Origin of the sequence: uncultured Pluralibacter sp. (assembly GCF_913775985.1) — a bacterium.
In the GTDB taxonomy this organism is placed as follows: domain Bacteria; phylum Pseudomonadota; class Gammaproteobacteria; order Enterobacterales; family Enterobacteriaceae; genus Pluralibacter.
Window position 1 is genome coordinate 95,758 of record NZ_CAJYMB010000094.1, and the last position, 19,569, is coordinate 115,326.

Here is a 19,569-nt window from a genome sequence, read left to right on the forward strand (position 1 = left end):
GCCGTGGAAATGATTTTATTCCGGGACAAGACCCGGGCGCAGCAGGCGGATATCGTCGCGGTGCAATCGCAGGTGGTATATGGCAGCGTCGGCAACAGCGTAGCGGTACCGAATATTAAGCTGCACGATTTGAACGTGCTGGCGGTCCCAACCGTGTTATTCAGCAACACCCCGCATTACGACACCATTTACGGCGGCATCATTCCCGATGCGTGGTTTAAGGGCTACCTGCAGGGGCTGGAAGACCGCGACGCGCTGCGGACGCTAAAAGCCGTCACGACCGGCTATATGGGCAGCGCCAGCCAGATTGAGCTGCTGGCGACGTGGCTGAAGGCGCTGCGTGAAAAGCATCCCGAGCTGGTGATACTTGTGGATCCGGTAATCGGTGATACCGACAGCGGTATCTACGTGAAGCCAGAAATTCCGGCCGCCTACAGCAATCATCTGCTGCCGCTGGCGCAGGGGATCACCCCCAACGTGTTCGAGCTCGGCGTGCTGAGCGGTAAACCGTGCACGACGCTGGAAGAGGCCATTGCGGCGGCGAAAAGCCTGCTGTCCGCCACCCTCGAGTGGGTTGCCATTACTAGCGCGCCGGTTCCCGGCGATGACGATATTCACGTGGTGCTGATCACTGCCGACTGCATCAGTATCTGCGGCTGGCCGCGGGTGGGCACGGATCTGAAAGGCACCGGCGATCTGTTCTGCTCCGAGCTTATCTGCGCTATCGTGCAGGGCAAAACGCTGCCCGACGCGGTGCAGGCGGCGGGCGACAGGGTAGTAGAAGTGATGCGCTATACCCTCGATAAAGAGTATGACGAACTGCTGCTGCCGCCGCGTTCTTAACACTCACCCCTCGCAAAATTCTGATATACGTGCCGTACCGCGTCTCCTTCTGCCTCGATGCAGGCGGAAGGAGAGTTCCCCACTCCCTTAATCGCCTGCTTTCATCCCTCCGCTGAGCGTGAATAGAGTCACGTTTCCAGGATCCTTTTTGCACGCCGGTTGACTTTAAACCTCGGTTTTCTTTTAATGAAATCGATTTCATCATTTTTGTTTTAAGTGAATTATATATTTTTTAATTTAATGATAATTAAGTATTTAATTTAAATATATCAATGAAATTGATTTCATGAGAGGTCGTTATGACAGATAGTCAGGGCGTACTAACAGCGGCAGCCTGCCGCGAGCAAATTTATGTAGCCGATCAAAAAACCGTGCGTAAGGTAGTTACCGCGAGCGTTGTCGGCACTGTAATCGAATGGTTTGATTACTCCCTTTACGGCGCGATTGCCGGTTTAGTCATTAACAAGCTTTTTTTCCCAGCGCTCTCGCCAGGGCTTGCGATGCTTGCGGCTTTCGCCACCTTTGCCGTTGGTTTTCTTTCTCGTCCAATTGGCGGGATCGTGATTGCCCATATTGGTGATAAGTACGGGCGCAAACCGGCGCTTTTATTCTCGATTTTACTGATGGGAACGGCAACGGTAGCGCTGGGGCTGCTACCGACCTGGTACGACATCGGCGTGTGGGCCTCCATTTTACTGGTGCTTCTGCGCCTGATGCAGGGCTTTGGCGCCGGGGCAGAACTGGCGGGAGCGCAAACATTCGTGGCTGAGTTTGTGCCGCCAGAAAAACGCGGGTTTTATACCTCCATCATTATGTCCTCTACAGGCGTCGGGATCCTCTGCTCAACCGGGGCTTTCTGGATAGTCACCCAGCTGCCTGAAGAGGCCTTTATGAGTTGGGGGTGGCGGGTGCCTTTCTTGCTGTCTGCACTGCTTTTTGTCGTGGCGATTTATATCCGTAAGAATCTCGACGAAACGCCGGAATATGCCGCTGCTCAGGAAAAGAGCGCTAGCAAACGGAAGAAGGAGCAGGTACCGCTGGTTATCTTACTTAAAAATAGCTGGCGCGAAGTGCTGCTCGGCTTCTGTAGCCTGGCCGGACATCTTGCTTACGGCTACGTGCTGAGTGTGTTCAGCCTGAGCTACATGGCGAACACTTTAGGAATGGATAAATCCCACGGGTTGGCGGCGCTGATGGTGGCCGTTACGGTTAACACGTTGATGACTCCGGTGATGGGCAGGCTTGCTGACCGATTCGGTTTCACGGCTATCTTCTCTTTTGGCGCTATTTTCCTCGGGCTGTTCGCGTTCCCGTTTTTTCTGATGCTGGAGTCGGGCCGCTTGCTGCTGGCGATCCTTGGTATGAGCATGGCCTACGGGATTGGTCATGCAGCCACATCAGGGGCGCAGGGTGCGTTTCTCACCAGCCTTTTTCCCGCACGTTATCGCTATTCAGGTATGGCCCTGTCGCGGGAACTCAACAGCGTTATTTTCGCCGGTGCGACGCCAATGATCGCCACCGCGCTGGTGACCGTGGGTGATGGTAAGCCTACGCTGGTCGCGCTTTATCTCGTTGCCTGCTGCATTCTGACCCTTACAGCCGTGCAGCTCGCTCGTCGCCTCAAGCGCGCACACTGATCAAGACACTCTACTATTGAAAAAGGACACTTTTTTACCATGAAAGAATACCCACTGAATATTCACCGCTATGCCGATCGTCAGACCATGGGAGAACGCGCGGCACGGGATATTGCGGATACTATCCGCGCTCGCCTGAGCCAGCAGCCGGAAGTTCGTATGATTTTTGCAGCAGCCCCAAGCCAGGCGGAAACACTCGCCACCCTGCGGCAAATGTCAGACATTGACTGGAGCCGGGTTACCGCGTTCCATATGGACGAATATCTCGGGCTCACACCTTCGGCCTCCCAACGCTTTGGCCAGTGGCTTACCCAACATATTTTTGGCCATTTGCACTTCAAGGCGGTGAATTTGTTAACCCCCGAAGAGGGCAGCCAGGCATGCATTGAACGCTATACGCAGCTGCTCAACGAAGCGCCTATTGATATTGCGGTAATGGGCATCGGGGTAAACGGTCATCTGGCCTTTAACGATCCGCCGGTGGCAGATTTTGGCGATACCTGTGTGGTGAAGGTCGTGGAGCTGGACAATACCTGCCGTCAGCAGCAGGTAGACGATCAATGTTTTTCAGCATTGAATGAAGTACCAACCAGTGCGCTTACGCTGACGATCCCCTGCCTGCTTTCGGCTGCTGAAATTTTCTGCGTGGTGCCGGGAGCAGCAAAGCGCGAGGCAGTTTATCAGACGCTACACGGGCCAATTTCTACACGCTGGCCGTCCAGTGTGCTCAGAACGCACGCGGCCTGCTCCCTTTATCTGGATGCAGATTCTCTGCCGGAGGGATAATCCGATGAGCAAGCAGACTATCACTGGACGCTTGCCCGAGTCTGGCGAGAGTGTAGAGCTGGAGCTGGAGGCCGGGCGTATTGTTGCAATGAGACCAGGGCCGGCAGAGGAAACTCGCTACATCTCCGGCGGACTTGTGGATTTGCAGGTGAACGGTTACTTCGGTCACGATATCAATGCCGGCACGTTGCAAGTGGAAGAGGTCAGCGCCCTGTGCCGGGCGCTGCTGAAAGAGGGCGTTACCGCCTTTTTACCGACGATTATTACCAGCTCGCCAGAAAAAATTCTCTGCGCACTGCGTGCTATTTCTGCTGCCCGACAGCAGGATGGGATTGCTAAGGCAATGATTTTCGGCGTGCATCTGGAAGGGCCATCCATTTCACCACAGGACGGCCCCCGGGGCGCGCATCCGGCGGAGCACATTCGTCCACCTGATCTGGCAGAGTTTGCTCGCTGGCAGCAGGCCAGCGGTAACCTGGTCAAGTTGGTAACGCTTTCGCCGCACTTCCCGGAGTGCGGACGTTATATCCGTGCGCTGGTGCAGCAAGGTGTGCGGGTTTCCCTCGGACACACCCACAGTAGCCATCAGCAGATCGTTGATGCGGTTGAAGCCGGTGCCAGCTTGTCAACGCATCTTGGCAACGGCGCCCACGGTATGCTGCCCCGACATCCCAACTATATATGGTCACAGCTTGCCGAGGAGCGACTTATGGCAATGTTAATTGCCGATGGGCATCATCTCTCAAATGAAGTATTGACTGTAATGGTGCGGGCAAAGGGAGTTGAAAACGTGATTCTGGTCTCAGATACGGCGATGGCCGGTGGGCTGCCGCCGGGCGATTATGATACGCCGGTGGGTGGAAAAGTGACGCTGGAGCCAGACGGACGGCTGGGGCTGACCGGATCGCCGTACCTTGCGGGAGCCGCGCTGCCGCTGCGTTTCGGCGTTGGTCGCTGCACGGGATTGCCTGGTATGAGTCTGGCAAGCACGCTGAAAATGGCAGTTGCTAATCCGGCCCGCCTGCTGAATAAAACGTACGGTACCGCACCCGGCTCGGTAGCCGATCTGATTCGCTTTCGATGGATGCCGGGACACGGGGCGCTGGAGATAGAGCAGACGTGGCTTGGCGGCCATCCTCAGCTATGAGCCCGCGCGCGGTGCCGTGCTGTTTCGCAGGATAAGTTCCGTATCCAGCAGATAGCGCACATCGCGCATTTCACCTTCCTGCAGCAAATTTAGTAGCAGATCTACAGCGCTTTTACCTGCATCGGCAGTTCGCGAGGAAACGGTAGTCAGCGTGGGGAAAAGGTATTCACCCAGAACATCATCGCAGCCCACAATACTAAATGCGGCCGGCACTTTAATTTTCTGTTCAGCTAGCATTGCCATCAGGCCCTGAGCAACCAAGTCGTCAAAAGCGATAGCGGCAGTCGGACCTTGAGGAAACAGTGTTGCTGCATGTTTACCGGCGGCGTAGGTGGGACGAGGAACGGAAAGAGTATCGATAGTGATTCCGCATCGGTGAGCTTCTTCGCGGGCCGACTCGCTGCGTTGCTGATTTGACCAGGAGTTAATTGGCCCGTTAACGTAAACAATGTGGCGATGGCCTTCTGCTGCAAGATGCCTGACGGCGGCAGCGATGCCGGTACCCGAGTCAATTAATACGCGCGGCAGGCCTTTGATATCGCGGTTAATTAATACCAGCGGGCAGAGGCTGGCGCAGCGCAGGATTTGTGCCTGCGACATGCGGGATGAGACCAGCACAATACCATCCACCTGGCTGGCGAACTTACTGAACAACAGCTCTTCCCGGGCTGCATTTTCATCGGCATCTCCGAGAAAAACGCATACTCCGGCGGCATCGGCGCGGCTCTGGGCGGCGCGGATCACCGGCGGGAAGAAGGGATTTTCGATATCGGGAACGATAATGGCGATATTGCCAAAGCGTCCGGTTCTCAGCGCTCTGGCTGCGTGGTTGGAAGCATAGCCCAGGTTTTCGGCGGCCTGCAGCACGCGTTGTACGGTCTCTTTGGCCAGCAGCTCAGGATTGTTGAATGCCCGGGAAACGGTGGTTCGCGAAACGTTAGCCGCTTTGGCCACTTCGGTGATGTTAGGCTGTTTTGCCTTATCCTTTTTCATGCCCCGGGTCCTGCTGCGGAAGTAATTGTCTTTTAAAGCAAAATCATAGCGCTTCTGTTAATAATAAAAAAGCCGTAACGTTCACCGTTACGGCTTTCTAAAGCAGGGCGGGCCCGCTTTACAGAGTAGCTAACTTACTTCTTGATGCGGATAACCGGCGTTTCGCCAACGGTTACGCTACCAGACAGTTTGGTCAGCTCTTTGATTTCGTCCATGTTGGAGATAACAACCGGCGTCAGGGTAGACTTGGCTTTCTCTTCCAGCAGCGGCAGGTCGAATTCGATAACCGGATCGCCAACTTTAACGCGCTGGCCTTCTTCCGCGATACGTTTGAAACCTTCGCCTTTCAGCTCAACGGTATCAATACCAAAGTGGACGAACAGCTCAATGCCGCTGTCGGACTCGATAGAGAACGCGTGGTTGGTTTCAAAAATTTTACCGATAGTGCCGTCAACCGGCGCTACCATCTTGTTGCCGGTCGGTTTGATAGCAATACCATCGCCAACGATTTTTTCAGCAAATACGACATCGGGTACGTCTTCAATGTTGACGATTTCGCCAGACAGTGGAGCAATGATCTCAATGGTTCCGGTATCACTATTACCTTTGTCACCGAAAAGTTTACTTAAGAACCCCATTAGCCTTCTCTCCTAAGCAGTAATTTGGGCCGCATCTCGTGGATTAGCAGATTGTTTTTTCTTCAATGAACTTGTTAACCAGCGTCATTAACTCGTCCGTTGTCGGTTGAGCAAGAGCCTGCTCTGCTAAAACCTTCGCATCTTCGAAGTTCGTGTTACGGATAATCTTCTTGATACGCGGGATGGAAATGGCACTCATTGAGAATTCGTCCAGACCCATACCCAGCAACAGAAGTGTAGCACGTTCATCGCCAGCAAGCTCACCGCACATGCCAGTCCACTTGCCTTCAGCATGAGAAGCATCAATAACTTGCTTGATCAGGTTGAGAACAGACGGTGACATCGGCTGGTAAAGATGCGAGATCATATCATTACCACGATCAACCGCCAGCGTATATTGCGTTAAATCATTGGTTCCGATACTAAAGAAATCCACTTCTTTGGCTAAATGACGCGCAATGGTTGCGGCTGCAGGGGTTTCAACCATCACGCCAATTTCGATGGCTTCATCAAAGGCTTTGCCTTCATCGCGCAGTTCCTGCTTGTAAATCTCAATCTCTTTGCGCAGCGCGCGAACTTCTTCAACGGAGATGATCATCGGGAACATGATGCGCAGCTTGCCGAAAGCGGATGCCCGCAGGATGGCGCGAACCTGATCGCGCAGGATCTCTTTACGATCCATCGCGATACGAATCGCGCGCCAGCCGAGGAACGGGTTCTCTTCTTTCGGGAAGTTCATGTACGGCAGCTCTTTGTCGCCGCCGATGTCCATGGTACGCACGATAACGGCTTGGGAGCCGCAGGCTTCCGCCACGGCTTTATAAGCAGCAAACTGCTCTTCTTCCGTCGGCAGCGCGTCGCGATCCATAAACAGGAATTCGGTGCGGTACAGGCCAACACCTTCCGCGCCGTTGCGCTCGGCGCCGTCGATATCGCGCACGGTACCGATGTTGGCGCAGACTTCAACCTGATGACCGTCGAGGGTGATCGCCGGCAGGTCTTTCAGTTTAGCCAGCTCGGTTTTCTCTTCGGCAACCTGGGCCTGAATCGCGCGCAGGGATTCGATTTCGTCGTTAGTCGGGTTAACGTAGACTTTGTTATTAACCGCGTCGAGAATTAAGTAATCGCCGTTTTTCACTTCGGAAGTGACGCTACCGGTGCCCACAATTGCCGGCAGCTCCAGAGAGCGGGCCATGATGGAGGTGTGGGAGGTGCGACCGCCGATATCAGTGATGAAACCCAATACCTTTTTCAGGTTCAGCTGTGCGGTTTCAGACGGCGTCAGATCTTTGGCCACCAGGATAACTTCATCCTGAATAGCGCCTAAATCGATAATATTAAGGCCGAGGATGTTGCGCAGCAGGCGCTTACCAATGTCGCGCACGTCAGCAGCGCGCTCTTTCAGGTATTCATCGTCCAGCTCTTCCAGGGCAGTGGCCTGGCCTTCGATAACTTCATGGGCTGCTGCATCAGCAGTCATGTGCTTATCTTTAATCAGGGCTATGATTTCCTGCTCCAGCTCCTCATCTTCCAGCAGCATAATATGCCCTTCGAAGATGGCTTCTTTTTCTTCACCAAACGTCTCGCCTGCTTTCATTTTGATAGCTTCGAGCTGCGCGGAGGCTTTTGCGCGACCATCAATAAAGCGCGCTACTTCCTCGTCGACGCTGTCGGCAGAAATTTTCTTCCGGTCGATGACAATTTCATCTTCTTTCAGCAGCAGTGCTTTGCCGAAAGCGATACCCGGGGATGCTAAAATGCCTGAAATCATAACCCTACCTTACTTGTGACTGATTCTTAAAGATACTCTGAACTTACTCGAGCTCTGCCATCAGTTTTACCAGATGTTCAACAGCTTTCTGCTCGTCTTCGCCTTCAGCAGAGAGCGTCACTACGGTGCCCTGAGTCAGGCCCAGAGTCTGCAGCTTGAACAGGCTTTTAGCGCTCGCGCTTTTGCCATTGGAGGTCACGGTGATCTCGGAGGTGAAGCCTTTAGCTTCTTTCACAAACTGAGCAGCAGGGCGGGTGTGCAGGCCGTTCGGCGCGGTAATGGTAACTTCTTGCTGGAACATTATATTTCCCCAACTTATAGGTTTAGTGTTGTGGGACCTGAACGCAGCCGCAGGCGGCATTCGGGTCAGTATAGTCAGCGTCGATGCAGGTAACCGAGACGCAGAGGGTCAAAGCAATCCTGAGTGGCCGTTCTGACCGTAGACGTTTGATACGTCATTAAACATTATGCAGCGAAAGCAAGATTTGAACCAAATCATATAATCGATTCAGCAATAGCAATTCGTTATTCGATTAATTTCGCGCATCGAAATAATGACAGGTTAAATACCAGAGGCAGCGGGTTGAGGCAATGCTAAGTGGGGGTAAAGTATGATGGACTCCACAAAAAAGCACCCGCCCGGGTGCTTTTTTAAACAAAATTTACACTCTGGCACTACTGTTGCAATTCTTTCTCGGTGAAGAGATCGGCAAACAGTGCGGTACTCAGATAGCGCTCACCCGAAGAGGGAAGGATAACCACTATATTCTTGTTGGTAAAGGACTCATCTTCCTGCAGCTTGAGCGCGGCGGCAACGGCGGCGCCTGAGGAGATACCGGCCAGGATGCCTTCTTCTTCCATCAGCCTGCGTGCAGTAGAGATGGCTTCTTCATTGCTGATAGCAATGACGCGGTCGACCAGTTTCAGATCGAGGTTGCCCGGAATGAAGCCGGCGCCGATACCCTGAATTTTGTGCGGGCCGGGTTTGATCTCTTCCCCCGCCAGCGCCTGAGCAATCACCGGTGAGTCGGTCGGCTCAACCGCAACACTTATCAGATCCTGTTTGCCCTTGGTGTTTTTGATGTAGCGGGTGACGCCGGTCAGGGTTCCGCCGGTGCCTACGCCTGCGATAAACACGTCAACCTGACCGTCCGTATCTTCCCAGATCTCCGGACCGGTGGTTTTTTCGTGGATTTCCGGGTTTGCCGGATTGCTGAACTGCTGAAGCAGCAGATATTTCTGCGGATCGCCGGAGACAATTTCTTCGGCTTTCTGAATTGCGCCCTTCATCCCTTTCGCGCCTTCGGTCAGCACCAGATTGGCACCCAGCGCTTTCAGCAGCTTGCGGCGCTCGACGCTCATGGTTTCTGGCATTGTCAGCGTCAGCTTGTAGCCGCGGGCGGCTGCAACATAGGCCAGTGCGATACCGGTATTGCCGCTGGTGGGTTCAACCAGCTCAACGCCCGGTTTCAGCACGCCGCGCTTCTCGGCGTCCCAAATCATATTGGCACCGATGCGGCACTTAACGCTAAAGCTCGGGTTGCGTGATTCAACCTTGGCCAGAATGCGTCCATTACCGATACGGTTCAGTCGAACCAGCGGCGTATGACCGATTGTTAGCGAATTATCTTCAAAAATCTTACTCATAGCCCGTCCTTAACTGTAACTGTCTGATATCTGTAATTGTCTCCAGCATACGCAGATGATCTCCACGCGGAAGGAAAGTTTTCGCATATCGTTATGCAGATGAGAAATAAAGCGAGTCATGATGGAATAAGGCGCGGAATAAGCCGCGCCATCTTTACATTCATATACGAAAATTTGCTATTTCCAGGCGGCCAGCCTGTCGCGATAGCAGTCTACCCACATTGCCGTCGCGCCGCAGATAGCTACCGGCAAAATCACCAGATTCAGCACCGGGATCATCGTGAAAAGGCTGGTCAGCGCCCCGAACTGCATATTCATGACTTTGCGCTCGCGCAGCGACTCGCGCATGGTTTTGAAAGGGACTTTGTGGTTATCGAACGGATAATCGCAGTACTGAATTGCCATCATCCACGCGCTGAACAGGAACCACAGCACCGGAGCCAGCGTCTGGCCGACGCCGGGAATGAAGTACAGCAGCAGCAGGACCACTGCTCGCGGCAGATACCAGGCAAACTTCTGCCATTCGCGCTTCATGATGCGCGGCACGTCTTTCATGATGCCGAATATGCCGGTATCCGGCGGTGTTGCTCCGGTAAGCCGCGCCTCCAGTTGCTCGGCCAGCAGGCCGCTAAAAGGCGCCGCTATCCAGTTGGCAATGGTTGAGAAAAAGTAGCCAAACACCAGCAGGATGGAAAGCACCGCCACCGGCCATAGCAGATAATTCAGCCACTGCAGCCAGCCCGGAACATGACTCATCACGGCGGGGATCCACTCGCCAAGACGGCTGAACAGCCACCAGAACGCGCCGCCCATTAATAAGATGTTGACCAGCAGCGGTAGAAAAACGTAGCGGCGGATGCCGGGGAGGCGGATGAGCTGCCAGCCTTGAGAAAAGTAATAAACACCGCTTTGTGAAGCGGTTGAGGTTGATGAAGCCATAGTCAGGCGGCACTCCTTTTTTCATGCTCTGCGTGTTGCGGGCCTATAATATCCATTTGTCAGGCAATGACCAGTTCAGAAATGTTCGAAAAAACAGCAAAAGGCACGTTTTAGTTCATCTTTATGCTTTGAATTTCTGGTCCGCACTTGCACTTGACCTTAGGGACAAATACTCTTAGTGAGTAAATGTTTGCCGTGGTGGCAAGGTGTTAGAACAACAGAGAATATAATGATGCAGGATTTGCGTCTGATATTAATCATCGTTGGCGCGATAGCCATTATTGCACTGCTGGTACACGGTTTCTGGACCAGCCGCAAAGAACGTTCGTCGATGTTCCGCGATCGCCCTATGAAGCGTATGCGATCCCGTGATGAAGACGCGCCGGATGAAGACGAGTTCGACGAAGATGAAGATGCCGACGGCGTCGGTGAAGTTCGCGTTCACCGCAATCCGCCTGCCCAGCATACGGGTAGCGCAGAGCCTGAAGCGTCTCGTCAGCCTCAACACCAGTACCAGCCGCCGTATGAACGGCAGGTGACGCCCGCGCGTCACGAGCAGCCGGTACGCCATCAGGAGCCGCAGTCGGCTCCCCGGCATTATGAAGAGCCGCCGCGCCAGCAGCCGGTTCCCCAGCAGCCTGCCGCGCCGCAGCCGAGCCAGCATGCTCCCGTGCAGCAGCCCGCTGCGCCGCAGCCTTCTCCTTTCCAGCCGCACGAGCCAGAGATCGTTCAGCCAGAGCCGGTGGCTAAAGCGCCTGAACCGCCTGCGCGCGTTGAACAACCTAAGCCGGCGCCGAAAGAGCGCAAAGAAACCGTGGTGGTGCTCAGCGTTGCCGCGCATCAGGGTTCTTTCATTAACGGCGAGCTGCTGCGCAACAGCATCGAGCAGACCGGCTTTGTTTTCGGCGACATGAACATTTACCACCGCCATCTCAATCCCGGCGGCGGCGGCCCGGCGCTGTTCAGCCTCGCCAATATGGTGAAGCCGGGTACCTTCGATCCGGAAAACATGGCCGATATGCAGACGCCGGGCGTGACTATCTTTATGCAGGTCCCGTCATTTGGCGACGAGCTGCAGAACTTTAAGCTGATGCTCCAGTCTGCCCAGTACATTGCCGATGAAGTCGGCGGCGTGGTGCTTGACGACCAGCGGCGGATGATTACGCCGCAAAAGGTGCGCGAGTATCAGGACCGCATCCGCGAAGTTAAAGAAGCTAACGCCTGACGACGCGGCGCCCAATCAGCTTTTTTCTGAACCCCCGCCTGTCGGGGGTTTTTTATCATTGATGGTGAATGACTATGCACTCAATTGAAGACCAACTAACCCACCTGCGAACTACGCTTCGCCATCACGAATATCTGTATCACGTTATGGATACCCCGGAAGTGCCGGATGCCGAGTACGATCGGCTGATGCGCGAGCTGCGCGAGCTGGAAGAGGCGCATCCCGAGCTGATCACGCCGGACTCGCCCACCCAGCGCGTGGGCGCCGCGCCGCTGACCGCCTTCAGCCAGGTACGCCATGAAGTGCCGATGCTGTCGCTGGACAACGTTTTCGACGAAGAGAGCTTTCTGGCGTTTAACAAGCGAGTACATGATCGGCTCAAAAGCACCGATGCGCTGGTGTACTGCTGCGAGCTGAAGCTCGACGGCCTGGCGGTGAGCCTGCTGTATGAAAACGGCGTGCTGGTACAGGCGGCAACCCGCGGTGACGGCACCACCGGCGAGGACATTACCGCCAACGTGCGTACCATTCGTGCGATCCCGCTGAAGCTGCGCGGCGAGAATATTCCGGCCCGGCTGGAAGTGCGCGGCGAAGTTTTCCTGCCGCAGAAGGGCTTCGAGAAAATCAATGACGACGCGCGCCGCACCGGCGGTAAAGTGTTCGCCAACCCGCGCAACGCCGCAGCAGGCTCCCTGCGCCAGCTGGACCCGCGGGTGACCGCGAAGCGGCCGCTCACTTTCTTCTGCTACGGTATCGGCATTCTTGAAGGCGGCGAGCTGCCGGGCAGCCATTACGAGCGCCTGCAGCAGTTTAAAGCGTGGGGGCTGCCGGTCAGTAACCGGGTAAAGCTCTGCGATACGCCGGAGGAAGTGCTCGCTTACTATCATAAAGTGGAGGACGACCGCCCAACCCTCGGCTTTGATATCGACGGCGTGGTGATCAAGGTGGACTCCCTGGATTTACAGGAGCAGCTCGGCTTCGTAGCCCGCGCGCCGCGCTGGGCCACCGCCTTCAAATTCCCGGCGCAGGAGCAGATGACCTTCGTGCGCGACGTGGAGTTTCAGGTTGGCCGCACCGGCGCCATTACGCCGGTTGCCCGCCTGGAGCCGGTGCAGGTCGCCGGCGTACTGGTGAGCAACGCGACGCTGCACAACGCAGATGAAATTGAGCGCCTGGGCCTGCGCATCGGCGATAAAGTGGTTATCCGCCGCGCCGGGGACGTTATCCCACAGGTCGTCAACGTGGTGCTCTCCGAGCGTCCGGACGATACCCGGGCAATTGAATTTCCTGCGCACTGTCCGGTGTGCGGTTCCGACGTCGAACGGGTGGAAGGGGAAGTGGTCACCCGCTGCACCGGTGGCCTGATTTGCGGCGCGCAGCGTAAAGAGGCGCTCAAGCATTTCGTGTCCCGCCGGGCGCTGGACGTGGACGGAATGGGCGACAAAATTATCGATCAGCTGGTGGAGAAAGAGTACGTCCACACGCCTGCGGATCTGTTCCGCCTCACCGCCGGCAAGCTGACCGGGCTGGACAGAATGGGGCCAAAATCGGCGCAGAATGTAGTGAGCGCGCTGGAGAAATCGAAAGAGACGACGTTTGCCCGATTCCTGTACGCGCTGGGCATTCGCGAAGTGGGCGAAGCCACTGCGGCGGGCCTGGCCTCGCACTACGGCACGCTGGATGCGCTGGCTGCGGCTTCCATTGACGATCTGCAGAAGGTGCCGGACGTCGGCATCGTGGTGGCCACCCACGTTTTCAACTTCTTTGCCGAAGAGAGCAACCGCGACGTGATTGCGCAGCTACAGGCGGAAGGCGTTCACTGGCCCGCGCCGGTGGTGATTAACGTCGAGGAGATAGACAGCCCGTTTGCCGGTAAAACCGTGGTGCTTACCGGCAGCCTGAGCCAGATGTCCCGCGATGACGCCAAGGCGCAGCTGGTGGCGCTGGGGGCGAAAGTGGCCGGCAGCGTGTCGAAGAAAACCGATCTGGTTGTAGCCGGCGAAGCCGCGGGTTCCAAACTTGCGAAAGCGCAGGAGCTGGGCATCGAGGTGATTGACGAAGCGGAAATGCTGCGCCTGCTGGGAGCCTGAAATGGAAAAAGAGCAGCTGATTGAAATCGCCAACACGGTGATGCCGTTCGGCAAATACCAGGGCCGGATGCTGATTGATTTGCCGGAGGAGTATCTGCTGTGGTTTGCCCGCAAGGAGCAGTTTCCCGCCGGCCGGCTCGGTGAGCTGATGGCGATTACGCTGCTCATCAAGACGGAGGGACTCAGCCACCTGGTTGAGCCCCTGCGCCGCCGCTAGGCTTTCGCTTCCCCCGCAGGTGCATTCTTCGCCTGTAGCGCATCGGTCTGCTGCTTGTAGCGGCGGGCCAGCACCGCGCAGACCATCAGCTGGATTTGGTGGAAGATCATCAGCGGCAGCACCATCATGCCGATCATCGCCGTCGGGAAGAGAATATTGGCCATCGGAATACCGTTGGCCAGACTCTTTTTCGAGCCGCAGAACACAATGGTTATCTCATCGGCTTTATTGAAGCCGCATTTCCGCGCGACAAATATGTTTATGGCGATCACGATGGCCAGCAGGACGCAGCTCACCACCACGATAAACAGTAGCGAGCCGACGCCCACCTTGTGCCAGATGCCGTTCACCACCGCCTCGCTAAAGGCCGAGTAAACCACCAGCAGAATTGACGTCTGATCGGTTTTGCCGATCCATTTCTTATTGCGCGCCACCCAGTTGCCAATCCACGGCCGCGACAGGTGGCCGAGGACGAACGGCAGCAGCAGCTGGAGCATAATTTTACCCACCTGTTCCAGGCTGGCTTCCGCCCCGTGGAGGTGCATCAGCAGGCCCACCAGCAGCGGCGAAACGAAAATCCCCAGCAGGCTGGATGCCGATGCCGAGCACACCGCTGCCGCCACGTTGCCTCCCGCCATTGAGGTGAAGGCGATAGCTGACTGAACGGTAGCCGGTAAAATGCACAGATACAAAAAGCCGCTGTAAATGGCCGGATCGACGTCTATCGGCGCCCAGCGGGCGAAAAGCACGCCGAGTATGGGAAATATCACGAAGGTGCTGCACATCACCCACAGGTGCAGACGCCAGTGACTGCCGCCGGCAATAATCGCCTCACGGGAGAGCTTGGCGCCGTGCATAAAGAACAGCAGGGCGATGGCGGCGGTGGTTAAGCCTTCCACAAACGGCACGAAGCTGCCGTGCGCGGGAAAGAAGGAAGCCAGCAGAACCACGGTGATAAGGGTCAGAGTAAACGGATCGATAATGCGGAAAAGTTTCATAGACGCTCCTGATTGTAATTTGGCTATTGTGCTTTTTCCGTTTTGAGAAATAAAATTGATTTATTGCATCCATTGATGAACTGAATAGATGAATTACTCGCTGCGACAGCTAAAAGTCTTTGTCACCGTCGCCCGGGCGCGCAGCTTCAGCCGCGCCGGGGAGATGATTGGCCTCAGCCAGTCTGCGGTCAGCCACAGCGTCAAAGAGCTGGAGCACCAGACCGGCGTGCGCCTGCTGGACCGCACCACCCGGGAAGTGGTGCTGACCGAGGCGGGCCAGCAGCTGGCGGGCAGGCTTGAGCGGCTGCTGGACGAACTGAACAGCACCCTGCGCGATGCCGGGCGCGTCGGCCAGCAGCTTACCGGCACCGTGCGGGTAGCCGCCAGCCAGACAATCTCGGCGCATCTTATCCCCCAGTGCATTGCCGCCAGCACCCGGCAGTATCCGGATATCGATTTTGTCCTGCACGACAGGCCGCAGCAGTGGGTGATGGAGAGTATTCGCCAGGGGGAAGTGGATTTCGGCATCGTTATCGATCCGGGGGCGGTAGGGGATTTGGAGTGCCGCGCCGTGCTTTCGGAACCCTTCTTTTTGTTGTGTCGCGAAGACAGTCCACTCGCCGCCGGGCCCGGAGTGAGCTGGCAGGCGCTGCAGGGCACCCGGCTGGTACTGCAGGACTATGCCTCCGGCAGCCGGCCGCTTATCGACGCGGCGCTTGTCCAGCATGGCATCAGCGCCAGCATCGTGCAGGAGATAGGCCATCCGGCGACGCTATTTCCGATGGTTGAGGCCGGTATCGGCATCAGTATTTTGCCCGCGCTGGCGCTGCCGCTGCCCCAGGGCAGCCACCTGGTGGTTAAGCGACTGACGCCGGTAGTAGAGCGCCAGCTGATGCTGGCCCGGCGCAAGAACCGCTCTCTCTCTACCGCGGCGCAGGCCCTGTGGGACGTGGTCGCCAGCCAGGCACAGGCGCTGACCTGCGTCCGCACCAGCGATCCGCTGTACCAGCGCTGATCGGCGCTACTTTATTTCCACCGCGTAGCTCTCCACCGGCTTGATGGATTTAATCAGGCCGTGATCGAACAAAAAGCGCTCGTAGGTCGCATAGCGCTCGCGGTTCAGCGCCGCCGGATGCGCCGCGAACAGCGGGACGCTCTTTGCCCACGCCAGTTTGTTGAACGGCGTATTCAGTTCGGAATGGGCGTGGGCGAAGGCCTCCCAGCTCTCCTGAGGATGGGCGCGCAGATAGTCAACGACCTGCTGCAGCGCGGTGAGGAATTTCTTAATCTTCGGCGCGTTCACCTCGTTGCGGTTAGCGACAATCACCAGCTCGTCGTAGGCGGGCACGCCGTAATCCTCTACGTTCATTACCACCGGCGTTTTCCCCTGCAGCGTCAGCTCCAGCGCTTCGATATTGCGATAGCCGCCGATCACCGCATCCACCTTCCCGGCCAGCAGGGCGCTGGTCAGCTGGAAATTGACGTTGACCAGCTTAATGCTTGCCGGATCGATATGCGAAAACTTCGCCATGGTAGCAATGGTGGCGCCCTCGGTGCCGCTGATGGAGTAGCCCAGGGTTTTTCCTTTCAGATCGGCGGGCGTTTTGATGTTCTTATCCAGCGTAATAATCGTGTCGAGCGGTGAGTCGATCAGCGTGCCGACCCGCACCAGAGGCAGGTTCTGGTCGGCAAAAAAGTGCACCTGCTGCTGATAGCTGACGGCCAGATCGGCCTTGCCGGCCGCCACCAGCCGCGGCGGCAGCGCCGGATCCGACGGTGGGATCAGGGTGACGTCCAGTCCCTGAGCTTTAAACGCGCCGATTTGTTCGGCGACCATGATGGGCGCGTGATCCGGGTTGATATACCAGTCCAGCACCAGAGTCAGTTTTTCAGCAGCCTGCCCGCTGCCTGCGGCGCAGAGCAGCAGGGCGGTTAAAACGTATTTACGCATTTACAGTTCCTTCAACAGGTTATTCCGGCGACCAGCTAATCAGTCGGCGGATCAGGGTGTCCGTTACCCGCCAGAGCAGGACGGTCATCAGCACTAAAATAAACAGCGCGGCAAAGCAGAGGTCGGTCTGCATCCGGGCGTTAGCGTTAATCATCACGTAGCCGAGCCCTTCGGAAGAGCCGACCCATTCACCAATAATGGCGCCGATAGGCGCGACCGCTGCCGCCATCCGCAGGCCGGATCCCAGCGCCGGCAGCGCCGACATCACGAGGACGTGACGCAGCTGCGCCCGCCGCGAGGCACCCATCGTGCGGGCCAGGTCGAGATAGTCGCTATTGACCCGCCGCAGTCCGTCAAAGAAGGCCGACGTGACCGGGAAAAAGATCACCAGTACCGCCATGGCCACTTTGGCCGGCATGCCGAAACCCAGCCACAGCACCAGCAGCGGGGCGAGGGCAAACACCGGGATAGCTTGGCTGGTGAGCACCAGCGGCATCAGCCAGCGCTGGAGCATCGGGGACAGAATCATCCCCAGCGCCAGAACAACGCCCAGCGCGGTGCCCAGCAGCAGGCCGCAGAGGATCTCGCTGCCGGTTATCAGACTGTGCCAGCCGAGGTAGGCGCGGTTTTGCCAGAGTGCATCGGCGGTGGCGGCGGGCGAGGGCAGCAGGAAGGCGGGGATGCCGGTGAGGGCCACAAGTTGCCACAGCAGCAGCAGGCCGGCAAACAGCGTGATGGCACGCAGGAGCGGAGACCTCATGGATTCGCTCCCGTCAACTGATGTAGCAGCCGGGCCTGACTTGCCAACAGCGTTGGATCCTCGGGCCTGCGCGGCGGTTTTCCTGTCAGGGCGTGCGTATCGTCTATGCCCGATGGCGGCGCGAGTACCAGCAGGCGGTGGCTTAAGCGGCAGGCCTCCAGCGGATCGTGAGTCACCAGCAGTACGGTGCGCTCTGCCAGCAGTTCCGCCGCCAGCGTCTGAACGCGGGTGCGGGTAATGGCGTCCAGCGCCGAAAAGGGCTCATCCATCAGCACCAGATCCCGGTCTTCGTACAGCGTTCTTGCCAGCGCCGCACGCTGGCGCATGCCGCCGGATAGCGCGTCGGGCCGGGCGTCGGCGTAGTCTGCCAGCCCGACCTTTGCCAGCAGCCCCATAACTTTTTCACCGTCGACTTTTTCGCCGCGCAGCCGCGCGCCCAGCGCCACGTTTTCGCGCACGGTCAGCCACGGATAGAGCAAATCGCGCTGGCCCATCCACGCCAGCCGATCCGCCAGCGGCCTGCCGTCGCTGGCAGTGACCGTGCCGGCGGTAGGCGCCACCAGTCCGGCGATAATGCGCAGCAGGCTGGTTTTTCCGCACCCGCTGGCGCCCAGCAGGGAGACCCACTCGCCGCCGCGAATTTCGACATTCAGACGGCTGAAAATCTCCCGGCTGCCGAAGCGCAGCGTGAGGTCCTTAATCTCAATACCGGGCGCGCTCATGCCTCGCTACCGGCGACGGCGTTGAGACCCATTTGCCAGAAGTCGGCCTCCAGGCGAGTAGCGGTATTAAAGGTTTCGCACAGCTCATCGACTCTGGCGTCGCCTCCGCGCTGCTGCCACAGGCTTTCCAGCAGATGAAGAGAGGCGCTGACGCCGCTGAGATATTCTTCGTTGCCGTAATTGCGGATCCAGCTGGCGTAGGGATTTCCCTCAAAGCGGGTCTGTGGATCGTGCAGCAGGCGCAGGCCAATCTCCGCGTAGCCTGCCACGCAGGGCATCAGGGCGACCGCCAGATCCAGCGCATCGCCGGAGTGACCAATATCCAGCACGTAGCGGGTATAATTGATAGTTTCTGCTGCTTCCGGCTCTTGCGCCATCTGCGCCTCGCTAAGGCCCCACGTTTTGCAGTAGCCGACGTGCAGCGGCAGCTCGTCGAGAATGCCCCCGAGCGACGCGGCGGCGGCGCGCATCTCCGGCAGCGTGCGCAGCTTGCTGACCAGCAGAGCATAGGCGCGGGCGAAGTGGATCAGAAAGAGATAGTCCTGCGTCAGGTAGCGACGAAAGGCCTGCTGCGGCAGGCTGCCGTCAGCCAGCTGGTGGAGAAAATCATGCTCAACGTAGGCTTGCCAGTCGCGTGAGCGCTGGCGTAGTCGGCCATAAAAGCCGTCGGTAAAGGCGGGAACAGTCACGGAACCTCCAGTATGAGAAGCGGAGATCCGGGTGCGCAGAGGCGTGAACAGGCTGTCGCGGCCTACAGGCCGCTCCGTCCCTTCGCTGGCATAACCCAGATCAGGTTCAAAGGGTTCGGCTTGCGCCATCTCAGTCCGGACAGGACACCCCTCGGTAGCAGCTGTTATACGGGAATCAGTTTTTGAGTGCAATCGCTGTGCGGTAGGGAAGAGGGGATGGGTTCAGAAACGGCGCATAGCAAAAAGGCGCCTTTTTACATTGGTGGGTCGTGCAGGATGACTCGCTTCGCTCGCCCTTCGGGCCGTCGCCGAGCGCGGCTCCGTTGTCTCACTACGTTTGCCCCGAACCTGCGCAGGTTCTCATCCTGCACTTTTCGCGCCGCGCATAAAACGAGAAAAGCGCCAAAAGGCGCTTTTTTCTGAATTGGTGGGTCGTGCAGGATGACTCGCTTCGCTCGCCCTTCGGGCCGTCGCCGCGCGCGGCTCCGTTGTCTCACTACGTTCGACCCGAACCTG

Annotated in this window: 19 protein-coding genes, 2 other RNA genes and 1 riboswitch; of the genes, 8 read left to right on the forward strand and 13 right to left on the reverse strand. The window is 57.3% G+C overall.

Features of this window, described 5'->3' with window-relative positions; translation table 11 throughout:
- The first annotated feature begins 3 nt into the window (after nucleotides 1-3).
- The 4 genes from pdxK to QZ766_RS10670 all read left to right on the forward strand — a co-directional run bounded on the left by pdxK (nucleotide 4) and on the right by QZ766_RS10670 (nucleotide 4,413).
- Nucleotides 4-843 (forward strand): pyridoxine/pyridoxal/pyridoxamine kinase, encoded by an 840-nt coding sequence (gene pdxK / locus QZ766_RS10655; protein WP_297201376.1) that lies wholly within the window; start codon nucleotides 4-6, stop codon nucleotides 841-843.
- Between the two features lie 299 nt (nucleotides 844-1,142).
- Nucleotides 1,143-2,480 (forward strand): MFS transporter, encoded by a 1,338-nt coding sequence (locus QZ766_RS10660; protein WP_297201378.1) that lies wholly within the window; start codon nucleotides 1,143-1,145, stop codon nucleotides 2,478-2,480.
- Between the two features lie 39 nt (nucleotides 2,481-2,519).
- The gene (locus tag QZ766_RS10665) at nucleotides 2,520-3,266 is read left to right on the forward strand and encodes a 6-phosphogluconolactonase (RefSeq protein ID WP_297201381.1); all 747 of its coding nucleotides are present in this window, start codon (nucleotides 2,520-2,522) and stop codon (nucleotides 3,264-3,266) included.
- Between the two features lie 4 nt (nucleotides 3,267-3,270).
- Nucleotides 3,271-4,413 (forward strand): amidohydrolase family protein, encoded by a 1,143-nt coding sequence (locus QZ766_RS10670; RefSeq protein WP_297201384.1) that lies wholly within the window; start codon nucleotides 3,271-3,273, stop codon nucleotides 4,411-4,413.
- Here QZ766_RS10670 and QZ766_RS10675 read toward each other — a convergent pair.
- The 6 genes from QZ766_RS10675 to cysZ form a co-directional block, all read right to left on the reverse strand.
- Entirely contained in the window at nucleotides 4,408-5,406 is a 999-nt protein-coding gene (locus QZ766_RS10675) for a LacI family DNA-binding transcriptional regulator (protein ID WP_297201387.1), read from the reverse strand. The genes QZ766_RS10670 and QZ766_RS10675 overlap by 6 nt on opposite strands.
- A 134-nt stretch (nucleotides 5,407-5,540) precedes the next feature.
- Nucleotides 5,541-6,044, reverse strand: a complete 504-nt coding sequence (gene crr / locus QZ766_RS10680; RefSeq protein WP_043082607.1) for a PTS glucose transporter subunit IIA — start codon at nucleotides 6,042-6,044, stop codon at nucleotides 5,541-5,543.
- A gap of 43 nt (nucleotides 6,045-6,087) precedes the next feature.
- On the reverse strand, nucleotides 6,088-7,815 hold the full coding sequence (gene ptsI, locus QZ766_RS10685) for a phosphoenolpyruvate-protein phosphotransferase PtsI (RefSeq protein WP_297201393.1): 1,728 nt from the start codon (nucleotides 7,813-7,815) through the stop codon (nucleotides 6,088-6,090).
- 43 nt (nucleotides 7,816-7,858) lie between these two features.
- A complete protein-coding gene (ptsH, locus tag QZ766_RS10690; protein ID WP_002913505.1) occupies nucleotides 7,859-8,116 on the reverse strand; it encodes a phosphocarrier protein Hpr in 258 nt (85 codons plus the stop codon).
- 374 nt (nucleotides 8,117-8,490) lie between these two features.
- A complete protein-coding gene (cysK, locus tag QZ766_RS10695) occupies nucleotides 8,491-9,462 on the reverse strand; it encodes a cysteine synthase A (RefSeq protein WP_297201459.1) in 972 nt (323 codons plus the stop codon).
- A gap of 177 nt (nucleotides 9,463-9,639) precedes the next feature.
- Nucleotides 9,640-10,401, reverse strand: coding sequence for a sulfate transporter CysZ (gene cysZ / locus QZ766_RS10700; RefSeq protein ID WP_297201463.1), 762 nt, complete (start codon nucleotides 10,399-10,401; stop codon nucleotides 9,640-9,642).
- A 229-nt stretch (nucleotides 10,402-10,630) separates the two neighbouring features.
- On the opposite strand from cysZ, the gene zipA reads away from it, so the two are divergent.
- From zipA to QZ766_RS10715, 3 genes are all read left to right on the forward strand, one after another.
- Nucleotides 10,631-11,626 (forward strand): cell division protein ZipA, encoded by a 996-nt coding sequence (zipA, locus tag QZ766_RS10705; protein WP_297201466.1) that lies wholly within the window; start codon nucleotides 10,631-10,633, stop codon nucleotides 11,624-11,626.
- 74 nt (nucleotides 11,627-11,700) lie between these two features.
- Nucleotides 11,701-13,716, forward strand: a complete 2,016-nt coding sequence (gene ligA, locus QZ766_RS10710; RefSeq protein WP_297201469.1) for an NAD-dependent DNA ligase LigA — start codon at nucleotides 11,701-11,703, stop codon at nucleotides 13,714-13,716.
- A gap of 1 nt (nucleotide 13,717) precedes the next feature.
- On the forward strand, nucleotides 13,718-13,933 hold the full coding sequence (locus QZ766_RS10715; RefSeq protein ID WP_297201472.1) for a DUF3820 family protein: 216 nt from the start codon (nucleotides 13,718-13,720) through the stop codon (nucleotides 13,931-13,933).
- Here QZ766_RS10715 and QZ766_RS10720 read toward each other — a convergent pair.
- On the reverse strand, nucleotides 13,930-14,931 hold the full coding sequence (locus QZ766_RS10720; protein ID WP_297201475.1) for a bile acid:sodium symporter family protein: 1,002 nt from the start codon (nucleotides 14,929-14,931) through the stop codon (nucleotides 13,930-13,932). The genes QZ766_RS10715 and QZ766_RS10720 overlap by 4 nt on opposite strands.
- Before the next feature lie 88 nt (nucleotides 14,932-15,019).
- Between QZ766_RS10720 and QZ766_RS10725 the strand changes: the two genes are divergently transcribed.
- Entirely contained in the window at nucleotides 15,020-15,946 is a 927-nt protein-coding gene (locus tag QZ766_RS10725; protein WP_297201479.1) for a LysR family transcriptional regulator, read from the forward strand.
- A 6-nt stretch (nucleotides 15,947-15,952) separates the two neighbouring features.
- Here the strand turns inward: QZ766_RS10725 and QZ766_RS10730 are convergent, their stop codons facing one another.
- From QZ766_RS10730 to QZ766_RS10755, 6 genes are all read right to left on the reverse strand, one after another.
- The gene (locus tag QZ766_RS10730) at nucleotides 15,953-16,882 is read right to left on the reverse strand and encodes an ABC transporter substrate-binding protein (RefSeq protein ID WP_297201482.1); all 930 of its coding nucleotides are present in this window, start codon (nucleotides 16,880-16,882) and stop codon (nucleotides 15,953-15,955) included.
- A gap of 19 nt (nucleotides 16,883-16,901) precedes the next feature.
- Nucleotides 16,902-17,642: an ABC transporter permease gene (locus QZ766_RS10735; protein ID WP_297201485.1), complete on the reverse strand. Its 741-nt coding sequence runs from the start codon at nucleotides 17,640-17,642 to the stop codon at nucleotides 16,902-16,904.
- Nucleotides 17,639-18,364 carry an ABC transporter ATP-binding protein gene (locus tag QZ766_RS10740; protein ID WP_297201488.1) on the reverse strand — a complete coding sequence of 242 codons (726 nt, stop codon included), beginning with the start codon at nucleotides 18,362-18,364 and terminating at the stop codon, nucleotides 17,639-17,641. The genes QZ766_RS10735 and QZ766_RS10740 overlap by 4 nt, the downstream gene beginning before the upstream one ends.
- Nucleotides 18,361-19,053, reverse strand: coding sequence for a TenA family protein (locus tag QZ766_RS10745; protein WP_297201491.1), 693 nt, complete (start codon nucleotides 19,051-19,053; stop codon nucleotides 18,361-18,363). Before QZ766_RS10745 ends, QZ766_RS10740 begins: the two co-directional genes overlap by 4 nt.
- Before the next feature lie 60 nt (nucleotides 19,054-19,113).
- Nucleotides 19,114-19,215, reverse strand: a riboswitch (TPP riboswitch).
- A gap of 98 nt (nucleotides 19,216-19,313) precedes the next feature.
- Nucleotides 19,314-19,438, reverse strand: a non-coding RNA gene (locus tag QZ766_RS10750) — RtT sRNA.
- Nucleotides 19,439-19,478: 40 nt separating this feature from the next.
- Nucleotides 19,479-19,569: non-coding RNA, RtT sRNA (locus QZ766_RS10755), on the reverse strand; the annotation flags it as partial.

Bases quoted from the DNA above. Each gene is read 5' to 3' on its own strand.
- QZ766_RS10660 (WP_297201378.1), top strand. From the start codon at position 1,143: ATGACAGATAGTCAGGGCGTACTAACAGCGGCAGCCTGCCGCGAGCAA.
- QZ766_RS10665 (WP_297201381.1), top strand. From the start codon at position 2,520: ATGAAAGAATACCCACTGAATATTCACCGCTATGCCGATCGTCAGACC.
- QZ766_RS10670 (WP_297201384.1), top strand. From the start codon at position 3,271: ATGAGCAAGCAGACTATCACTGGACGCTTGCCCGAGTCTGGCGAGAGT.
- QZ766_RS10675 (WP_297201387.1), bottom strand. From the start codon at position 5,406: ATGAAAAAGGATAAGGCAAAACAGCCTAACATCACCGAAGTGGCCAAA.
- crr (WP_043082607.1), bottom strand. From the start codon at position 6,044: ATGGGGTTCTTAAGTAAACTTTTCGGTGACAAAGGTAATAGTGATACC.
- ptsI (WP_297201393.1), bottom strand. From the start codon at position 7,815: ATGATTTCAGGCATTTTAGCATCCCCGGGTATCGCTTTCGGCAAAGCA.
- ptsH (WP_002913505.1), bottom strand. From the start codon at position 8,116: ATGTTCCAGCAAGAAGTTACCATTACCGCGCCGAACGGCCTGCACACC.
- cysK (WP_297201459.1), bottom strand. From the start codon at position 9,462: ATGAGTAAGATTTTTGAAGATAATTCGCTAACAATCGGTCATACGCCG.
- cysZ (WP_297201463.1), bottom strand. From the start codon at position 10,401: ATGGCTTCATCAACCTCAACCGCTTCACAAAGCGGTGTTTATTACTTT.
- zipA (WP_297201466.1), top strand. From the start codon at position 10,631: ATGATGCAGGATTTGCGTCTGATATTAATCATCGTTGGCGCGATAGCC.
- ligA (WP_297201469.1), top strand. From the start codon at position 11,701: ATGCACTCAATTGAAGACCAACTAACCCACCTGCGAACTACGCTTCGC.
- QZ766_RS10715 (WP_297201472.1), top strand. From the start codon at position 13,718: ATGGAAAAAGAGCAGCTGATTGAAATCGCCAACACGGTGATGCCGTTC.
- QZ766_RS10720 (WP_297201475.1), bottom strand. From the start codon at position 14,931: ATGAAACTTTTCCGCATTATCGATCCGTTTACTCTGACCCTTATCACC.
- QZ766_RS10725 (WP_297201479.1), top strand. From the start codon at position 15,020: ATGAATTACTCGCTGCGACAGCTAAAAGTCTTTGTCACCGTCGCCCGG.
- QZ766_RS10730 (WP_297201482.1), bottom strand. From the start codon at position 16,882: ATGCGTAAATACGTTTTAACCGCCCTGCTGCTCTGCGCCGCAGGCAGC.
- QZ766_RS10735 (WP_297201485.1), bottom strand. From the start codon at position 17,642: ATGAGGTCTCCGCTCCTGCGTGCCATCACGCTGTTTGCCGGCCTGCTG.
- QZ766_RS10740 (WP_297201488.1), bottom strand. From the start codon at position 18,364: ATGAGCGCGCCCGGTATTGAGATTAAGGACCTCACGCTGCGCTTCGGC.